Origin of the sequence: Diaphorobacter sp., assembly GCF_050251835.1 — a bacterium.
Classification (GTDB): Bacteria; Pseudomonadota; Gammaproteobacteria; order Burkholderiales; family Burkholderiaceae_C; genus JBFXIE01.
On the sequence record NZ_JBFWLZ010000001.1, the window covers coordinates 19,662 to 28,075 of the forward strand.

General features: G+C 66.7%; 4 protein-coding genes. All 4 read left to right on the plus strand.

The annotated features are described in order from the left end of the window. Nucleotides 1–37: 37 nt before the first annotated feature. The 4 genes from AB7E35_RS00105 (at nucleotide 38) to pyrR (ending at nucleotide 8,320) form a co-directional block, all read left to right on the plus strand. Nucleotides 38–6,628, plus strand: coding sequence for an Hpt domain-containing protein (locus AB7E35_RS00105; protein WP_428166873.1), 6,591 nt, complete (start codon nucleotides 38–40; stop codon nucleotides 6,626–6,628). Nucleotides 6,629–6,702: 74 nt separating this feature from the next. Further along, entirely contained in the window at nucleotides 6,703–7,359 is a 657-nt protein-coding gene (locus tag AB7E35_RS00110; protein WP_428166874.1) for a YqgE/AlgH family protein, read from the plus strand. Further along, nucleotides 7,356–7,775, plus strand: coding sequence for a Holliday junction resolvase RuvX (gene ruvX, locus AB7E35_RS00115; protein ID WP_428161935.1), 420 nt, complete (start codon nucleotides 7,356–7,358; stop codon nucleotides 7,773–7,775). The genes AB7E35_RS00110 and ruvX overlap by 4 nt, the downstream gene beginning before the upstream one ends. After that, nucleotides 7,772–8,320, plus strand: coding sequence for a bifunctional pyr operon transcriptional regulator/uracil phosphoribosyltransferase PyrR (gene pyrR / locus AB7E35_RS00120; RefSeq protein WP_428166875.1), 549 nt, complete (start codon nucleotides 7,772–7,774; stop codon nucleotides 8,318–8,320). The genes ruvX and pyrR overlap by 4 nt, the downstream gene beginning before the upstream one ends. Nucleotides 8,321–8,414 lie beyond the last annotated feature (94 nt).

Genomic DNA, 8,414 nt, shown 5'->3' on the forward strand with positions numbered 1-8,414 from the left:
TCAACGAACTGGCTCCGGATCAGCCGGGGACGAATCCATGTCATCTATTGACGCCGCAGGCGCAACCGGCGCCCATCTGGCCCGGGGCGAGCAAGACCTCGGGCCGCTTGCATGGGTGCTCGATGAATTGCGCAAATCCCTCGATGGTGCTGTCAAGGCCATGCGCCGCTTTGTGCGCGATGCCGAGATTGCCCGTGAATCCGATCTGGCCTCGCTGGATGCAGGCCCGCTGCGCATTGCGCGCCAGCAATTGCATCAGGCCAGCGGCGCCCTGGAAATGGTGGGCATGGAGCCACCGGCACTGGTGTTGCGGGCGATGGAGACCGCCGTTCAGCGCTTCGTGCAGCGCCCGGAGCTGTGTAGTGACGATGCCGCTGCCGTGATTGAGCGCGCCAGCTTTGCGCTGGTCGAGTACCTGGAGCATGTGCTGGCGGGCAAGTCCCTGTCGCCCGTTGCATTGTTCCCGCAGTATCGCGAGGTTCAGGCTTTGGCAGGTGCCGACCGCGTGCACCCTGCCGATTTGTGGCCCAACGAGCAGCGTTTGCGTGATCCGCAGTTGCCATCGTCTGCCGCCCCCGTGCGGTACGGCGCCGAGGTACGCGCCCGCCTTGACAACGCGGTGCTGCGCGTCGTCAAGAACGCCGACCCGGTTGCCGCGGCAGACATGGGGGCTCTGTGCCTTGGACTGGCCGCGGCGCAGCAAGAACCGCCGGTGCGTGCGTTCTGGAAAATCTGTGCCGGCTTCTTTGAGGCGCTCGCCGGTGGCGTATTGACTGCGGACGTGTATGCCAAGCGCGTGGCATCGCGGGTGCTGATGCAGTACGCCAGTCTTGCCAAGGGTGACAGCGCGATTGGCGATCGTCTGGTGCAGGATCTGCTGTTTTTCTGTGCGCAGGCCATCCAACCCGCTGGTGCCGAACTGCCGACGCTGCAGGCCGTGCGCGACGCCTATGGGCTAGAGCGCCACGAGTCGGTGGACTACGAGCAGCCGCGCTTTGGTTTGTTCGACCCGGCCATGCTGGCACAGGCGCGCAAGCGCATCGCTGCGGCCACGGACACCTGGTCTGCCCTGGCCGGCGGTGATCGCAACAAGCTCAAGCCTGCCGCCGATCAATTGAGTCTGGTGTGCGATTCGGTGCGCAAGCTTCACCCCGACAGCGAGAGTCTGGCCCAGGCGCTCACGCGCGCCATGGAGACCACGACCCAATCCGGCGAGCCGCCTTCGCCCGCGCTGGCTATGGAAGTGGCCACGGCCATCCTTTATCTGCAGGCCTCGTTTGAAGAGCTGGACTCCGCGCGTCAGCACATGGCAGAGCGGGCGCGGCGCCTGGCCAGTCGCCTCGACGGCGTGGTGGCTGGTGGCGAGTCGCAGCCGCTGGAGCAGTGGATGGAGGAACTGTACCGCCGTGTCAGCGACCACCAGACCATGGGCAGCGTGGTGGGCGAACTGCGCGCCGCGCTGGCAGAGGCCGAGAAGGCCATGGACCAGTTTTTCCGCAATCCCGACGAGCCAACGGTTCTCACTCCCGTGCCCGCCAAGCTGAACCAGATGCGTGGCGTGCTATCTGTGATCGGGCTGGACCAGGCATCGCTGGCCGTGATGCGCATGCGCGACACGGTCGAGCGCCTGACGATCAACGATGTGGCACCGCAAGATCGCCACCAGGTGTTTGAGAAGCTCGGCAACAGTCTGGGGGCGCTGGGCTTTCTCGTTGACATGCTGAGTTACCAGCGCAACATGGCGCGCAAGCTGTTTGTGTACGACGAAGAGCAGGGCCAGTTGCGTCTTCTCATGGGGCGTGTGCCCGCGCAGGCGCTCGAGGACGCCGATGTTCCGGCTGACGTCGCGGCGAGCCCGGAGCACAGCGCCATGGCCGCGCCCGAGCCCAAGCCGGCCACGGCCACGCTGGCGGACGAAACGCAGCCGGCCATGCTGGCGGAATTCGACTTCTCGTTGGACAGCGTACCGGCTGCACCCGTGGGCGCCGAGTCCCTGTCGGCCATGGCCCAGGCGGAGCCCGAGCCAGCCGTTGAACCAAGCGCCGAAGCGGAGCCGATCCCGTCGCCCGTAGCCGCAGCGCCTGCCGCTGCGATGCCGCAAGACGAAACGGACGATACCGACGACGAACTGTTGCAAATCTTCCTGGAGGAAGCCCGCGAAGTTGTTGCCACGGGCATGGCGGCCATTGATGCACTGCATGCCGACCCAGGCAACCTCAGTGAACAGACCACCCTGCGCCGCGCGTTCCATACGCTCAAGGGCAGTTCACGCATGGTCGGGTTGAGCGACTATGGTGAAGCTGCCTGGTCCATGGAGCAGACGCTGAATGCCTGGCTTGCCGAGCAAAAGCCCATCAAAGAGCCCCTGCTGAACCTGTCTGGTGAGACGCTGAAGGCGTTTGGTCTCTGGGCGGACGATATTGCAGCCGGTGCGGGGGGGCACTGGGAAGTGCATCCCTTCCGGGTCTCTGCTGATGCCATGCGCCTGGACGGCACATGGGTTCCGCTGGCTCTGTCCGCTGCGGCGCCCGAGCACGCACCCGAGCCGAAGCCATTGGCACAGGTCGTTCAAGAGCCAGCCCAAGAGGTGGCCCAAGAGGCAGTTCAGGAAACGGCAGTTCAGGAAACCGTGGCCGAGACCGTCCATCCGGGCGAGCCCGCCTCGACGCCCGCCGAGCCTGCCCTGGAGCCAGCAGCCGGCGAGATTGAGTCAGCCAGCGAAGCCCAGACAACCGAGGGCGCTGCGCACCTTGAAGCGCCCACAATCACTTCGGCTCCTGATCTGCCGGGCGAGCCCGAACTCCCTGACGGGATGGAGGACGTACAGCAACCCGTCGCACAAGCGGCCGACGCAGACGCAGACGCAACGCTGCTTTTCGATCTGGTGCTGTCCGAGTCCGACGATGAGCCGGCACTGGACTTCGCGGACACCTTTGTCAGCGCAGAGCAGAAAGCGCAGCCGCAGGAGCCCGTGGATGCCCTCGAAGACCAGGACTTGCAGGAGGTGGACTTCGCGTTGTTCGAAGAGGTGCTGGAGAAGTCTGCACGGAGCGCGTCCCAGCCCCAGGCGCCTGTGGCAGACATGCCCGAGCCGCCGCCCCAGCACGAGGAAACCTTCTTCTTCGGCGCGGCCGATGGCAAGCCCGAGTTCATCCACGACACGGAAGAGCAAGAATCCGCACCCCACGCGCCTGTCCTGCCTGAGCCTGACTTTGCGGCCGATGCCAGATTGCAGCTTGACGCCGAGTGGCTGGTGCAGGAATCGCCGCTGGAAGAGTTGCCGCATCAGGAAGCGCTGCGGCAGGAAGCGCAGCCTGAAGAGTTGCCGACAGAGGCTACAGCGCTGCCGGAGGCCGTGGCCGGCCTGATGTCTGCACACGATGCGACGGCCGCCCAGGAGTCTGCGCAAGAGGAGCAGGCAGGGGATGAGCCCTTGCAAGAGATTCTGGTGGAGCCTGTCTCGCCCCAAGAAGCGCAAGAGCTGCAAGAAGCGCCCGCAATGGACATGCAGGCAACGCAAGCCCCCGCCGAGGCGATGCCCACGGATGAGGCGGTCAAGGTCATCGAGCACCTGCGCATTGGCCTGCCGCTCTACAACGTGTACCTGAATGAAGCCGATGAATGGTCGCGCCGACTGGTCACCACGCTGCAGGAATGGTCGCTGGAGCAGCACGAACCCCTGCCGGACACGGCCGTTGCGCTGGCCCATTCCCTGGCTGGCAGTTCGGCCACCGTGGGCTTTTCCGCCTTGTCGGAGATGGCGCGCACGCTGGAGCACACCTTGCAGCATGCGCAGCTGATGCCGCACAGCCCTCCCCATTTTGCGCAGGTTTTCAATGCCGCCGCGGATGACATTCGCCGGCTACTGCACCAGTTCGCAGCGGGCTTTCTCAAAGAGCCCAACTGCCAGTTGCTGGAGCAGCTGCAGGAAATTCTGCACACAGAGGTCTCCAGCGAGATGGCGCCGCTGGAAGGACCAGCGGATGCGCGGACGCCGTCTGAGGCGGCTGACGTTGTCACGGATGTCGATGCCTTGCTGGACATGCAGCAGCCCGCTGAAGCCGGACTGCCCGCGTTTGCGGCCCAGCCGCAAGGTGGCACCGCGCCCAGCCCGGTCGAGCTGCAGCAGGCGGCGGCCGGCGAAGACCGCGACAGCCACGTCGATCTGGCGATTGCCCGCGCCGTGGCGAGCACGCTGGACATGGATGACGATATCGATGCGATCGACGTCATCGATCCTGACCTCTTTCCGATTTTTGAGGAAGAAGCGCTGGAGCTGCTGCCCGCGCTGGGTACTGCCTTGCGCCAGTGGTCGGCGCGGCCGGACAACCTGAGCGCGCGTGGCGAACTGCTGCGCACTCTGCACACCCTGAAGGGTAGTGCGCGGCTGGCCGGCGCGATGCGCCTGGGTGAGATGGCCCACCGCATGGAATCTGCCGTGGAGCAGATCGACAAGGAAGCCGCCACTACAGCCGATATCGAGCCTCTGCTCGCAAGCCTCGATGGTCTGCAGGCCGGCTTTGATGCCCTGCGCACCATTGGCGCCCAGCCGCTGACCGAGCCCGTGGCCGTGTCGGCGCCTGCCGCGACTCGCCTGGCGGCGCAGGCCTCGGCAGATTCGGCCGCCGCACCAGCAGCAGCAAGCTGGGCGGTGCCCGCAGAGGTGCCGCGGGGTCGGGTTGCTGCGCCGGTCACATCCGTGCCGGTGCAGTTGCCGTCGGCGATCACGCCGCTGGCGCACCAGCGTGCTGCTGCAGGCCAGTCGGTACGCGTGCGTGCCCAGCTGCTGGACAGGCTGGTGAACCAGGCGGGCGAGGTGATGATCGCGCGATCGCGCCTGGATGCACGCATGTCGCAGCTGCGCGCCTCGCTCAGCGACCTGACAGGCAACCTGGAGCGACTGCGCCAGCAATTGCGCGACATCGAGCTGCAATCCGAGTCTCAGATGCAGTCGCGCCTGGCCTTGTCAAAGGACTCGGTGGCGGGCTTCGATCCGCTGGAGTTCGACCGCTTCACACGGGTGCAAGAGCTGACCCGCATGATGGCCGAGTCGGTCAACGACGTGGCCACGGTGCAGCGCAACATGCAGCGTGCCATGGAGGGCGCGGAAGACGATCTGATCGCCCAGGGGCGCCAGGCGCGCGAGTTGCAGCGCGACCTGCTGCGCACCCGCATGGTCGAGTTTGAGGGCATCTCCGAGCGTCTGTACGCCGTGGTGCGGCAGGCGTCCAAGGAGACCGGCAAGCAGATCAAGCTGGACATCTCAGGCGGCTTCATCGAGATGGACCGCGGCGTGCTCGATCGGATGACCCCGGCATTCGAGCACCTGCTGCGCAACTGCGTGGGGCACGGCATTGAGACGCCCGAGGCGCGTGCAAGCGCCGGCAAGTCTCCGGTGGGCGTCATCACGATTGAATTGCGCCAGGAGGGCAATGATGTCTCGGTGGAGTTCCGCGATGACGGCGCTGGCCTGGACACTACCCGCATCCATGCCAAGGCGGTGGCCCAGGGCCTGATTGCCCCGGACGCGCAGCTCAGCGACACGCAAGTCGCCAACCTTATCTTCATGCCCGGCTTCTCCACGGCCTCCGAAGTCACGGGCCTGTCGGGCCGCGGCATCGGCATGGACGTGGTGCGATCCGAGGTTCAGGCCCTTGGCGGCCGTATCGAAACCAGGACCGAAGCCGGCAAGGGTACGTCTTTTCGCCTGGTGCTGCCGCTGACAACGGCGGTGACGCAGGTGGTGATGCTGCGCGCGGGCAATCTGACGATAGGCGTGCCCGCCAGCCTGGTCGAGATCGTGCGTCGCAGCTCCAGCGAGCAGCTGGATGCCGCTTACGCCAGCCACAGCTTTGCTGACGGCGGCGAGCAACTGCCCTTCTACTGGGCGGGCGCGTTGCTGCAATCGTCGGCCTGCAGTACCGAGGTGGCGGGCAAGCATCGGCCGGTGGTGATTTTGCGTAGCGCATCGCAGCGCGTCGCCATCCACGTGGACGAAGTGCTGGGCAATCAGGAAGTCGTGGTCAAGAACCTGGGGCCGCAGTTGTCGCACCTGCCAGGGTTGGCGGGCATGTCGGTGCTCGCGTCCGGTGCGGTGGTGCTGATCTACAACCCTGTGGCCTTGGCGACGGTGTATGGCGAGCAGGTGCGCGGCGCAACCGTTGCACCTTCATCGGGCGCCTCTGCAGACACTGCCACGCTGGCGCAGGGCGGCGCGCCGGCTGCAGCGCTGGTGGCATCGGTAGCGGCGGTGCCCTTGATTCTGGTGGTGGACGACTCCATCACGGTGCGCCGCGTCACGCAGCGCCTGCTGCAGCGCGAAGGCTACCGGGTGGCGCTGGCGGCAGACGGCCTGCAGGCACTGGAGCGGCTGCAGGAAGAGCGGCCGGCGGTCGTGCTGTCGGACATCGAAATGCCGCGTATGGACGGCTTCGACCTGGCGCGCAATATCCGCTCGGACGCCGTGCTGCACGACCTGCCCATCATCATGATCACATCGCGCATCGCGCAAAAGCACCGTGAGCATGCGATGGAGCTGGGTGTGAACCACTACCTTGGCAAGCCTTACTCCGACGAGGAGCTGATGAGTCTGGTGCGTCACTACGCCAGCCTCACCGTCGACGCCTGAACGCGCTGACAGGGGTATGCGTGGCCGGGGGCGTGCCCCCCGGTTGGTTCGGATGTTGCCCGTAGAATCGCCACATGCCCGACGACTACGCGCCCATGAATCTGACGCACCACTTTCTGATCGCCATGCCAGGCCTGGAAGATGCGTCTTTCTCGCGCAGCGTGGTGTATGTGTGCGAACACAGCGAGCGTGGCGCTCTGGGCCTGATCATCAACAAACCCGCCGAGATCAACCTGCGGGGGCTGTTCGAGAAGGTGGATCTGACCCTGGGACGCGCGGATCTGCTGGACCAGCCCGTGTTTCGCGGCGGGCCTGTGCAGACCGAGCGCGGCTTCGTGCTGCACGATGCCATGCGCGGCACGCCGCAAGGCGGGCAGGCGGGGCGCCGCGAGGTGGCTACCGTTGATGAAGAGGGCGAGGCCGAGGGCGACGAGCCATCGTCCTACGCCTCCACCATGGCCATCGCGGGCGGGTTGGAAATGACCACATCCAAGGACGTGCTGGAGGCGCTGTCGCACGGCGCCGGGCCGCAGCGTGTGCTGGTGGCGCTGGGCTATTCGGCCTGGGGCGAGGGGCAGCTTGAATCCGAGCTGGCCGAAAACAGCTGGCTCACGGTGGGCGCAGACACCGCCGTCATCTTCGAAACCCCCGTGGTCGAGCGCTACGACCGTGCCCTGGGCCTGCTGGGGCTGCAGTCGTGGATGCTGTCGCGCGATGCGGGGCACGCATGAGCGGTCAGCCCGCTTCGCCCGTGGTTGCCGCGCATCTCCAGTCTTTTCTTGCTTTTGATTTCGGACTCAAGCGCACCGGCGTGGCTGTGGGCAACCGCATGCTGCGCACCGCCACGCCGCAGGGCACGATACGCGCCGAAGGCGACGCGCGCTTTGCTCAGGTGGCCGAGCGCATCCGCGAATGGCAGCCCGACGCCCTGGTGGTGGGCGTGCCGCTGCACCCCGACGGCGCACCGCACGAGAACACCGCCCGCGCCTTGCGCTTTGCGCGCCAGCTGCGCGGGCGCTTTGGTTTGCAGGTGTTCGAGGTGGACGAGCGCTACAGCACCACCGAGGCCCTGGCCGCCGGCGCGCAGGACGCAGATGCGGCGTCGGCGTGCATCATCCTGGAACAGTTTTTGAGGAGCCTTCCATGACTTCTGCTTCTGCCCCCGCACCGGCCGCAGCGCCGGGCGTTGCCCGCCCCGGCCACCTGATGCTGGATGCCGAGGCGCTGTACGCCGAGCTGCTGCGCGGCGTGCGCACGCTGCGCGAGCCCCACACCCATCTGGCGGGCGTTGCCTCCGGCGGCGCCTGGCTGGTCCAGCGGCTGCAGCGCGACCTGGGCCTGCCCGGCGACGCGGGCGTGCTGTCATCGGCCATGCACCGCGATGATTTTGCGCGGCGCGGCCTGGCCAGCAGCGCGCAGACCACGCTGCCGTTCGACGTGAACGGCGCCGACATCCTGGTGCTGGACGATGTGCTCTACACGGGCCGCACCATCCGCGCGGTGCTCAACGAGCTGTTCGACTACGGCCGCCCGGCGCGTGTACGCCTGGCGGTGCTGGTGGATCGCGGCGGGCGCGAGCTGCCCGTGGCCGCCGACTTTGCCGCCGCGCGCGTGACGCTACCGGCCACGCAGTCGCTGGCCCTGGCCCGCACCGAGTCCGGCGCATTCCATTTCGACGTCAAAGAGGTCTGACGGTGCTGTACAAGCGCAACCCCCAACTCAACCAGAACGGCGAGCTGATCCACCTGCTGTCGATCGAGGGCCTGCCCCGCGACATCGTCACGCA

Coding starts and splice junctions, on each gene's coding strand:
- ruvX (WP_428161935.1), top strand. CDS start 7,356: ATGAGCGGTCAGCCCGCTTCGCCCGTGGTTGCCGCGCATCTCCAGTCT.
- AB7E35_RS00105 (WP_428166873.1), top strand. CDS start 38: ATGTCATCTATTGACGCCGCAGGCGCAACCGGCGCCCATCTGGCCCGG.
- pyrR (WP_428166875.1), top strand. CDS start 7,772: ATGACTTCTGCTTCTGCCCCCGCACCGGCCGCAGCGCCGGGCGTTGCC.
- AB7E35_RS00110 (WP_428166874.1), top strand. CDS start 6,703: ATGCCCGACGACTACGCGCCCATGAATCTGACGCACCACTTTCTGATC.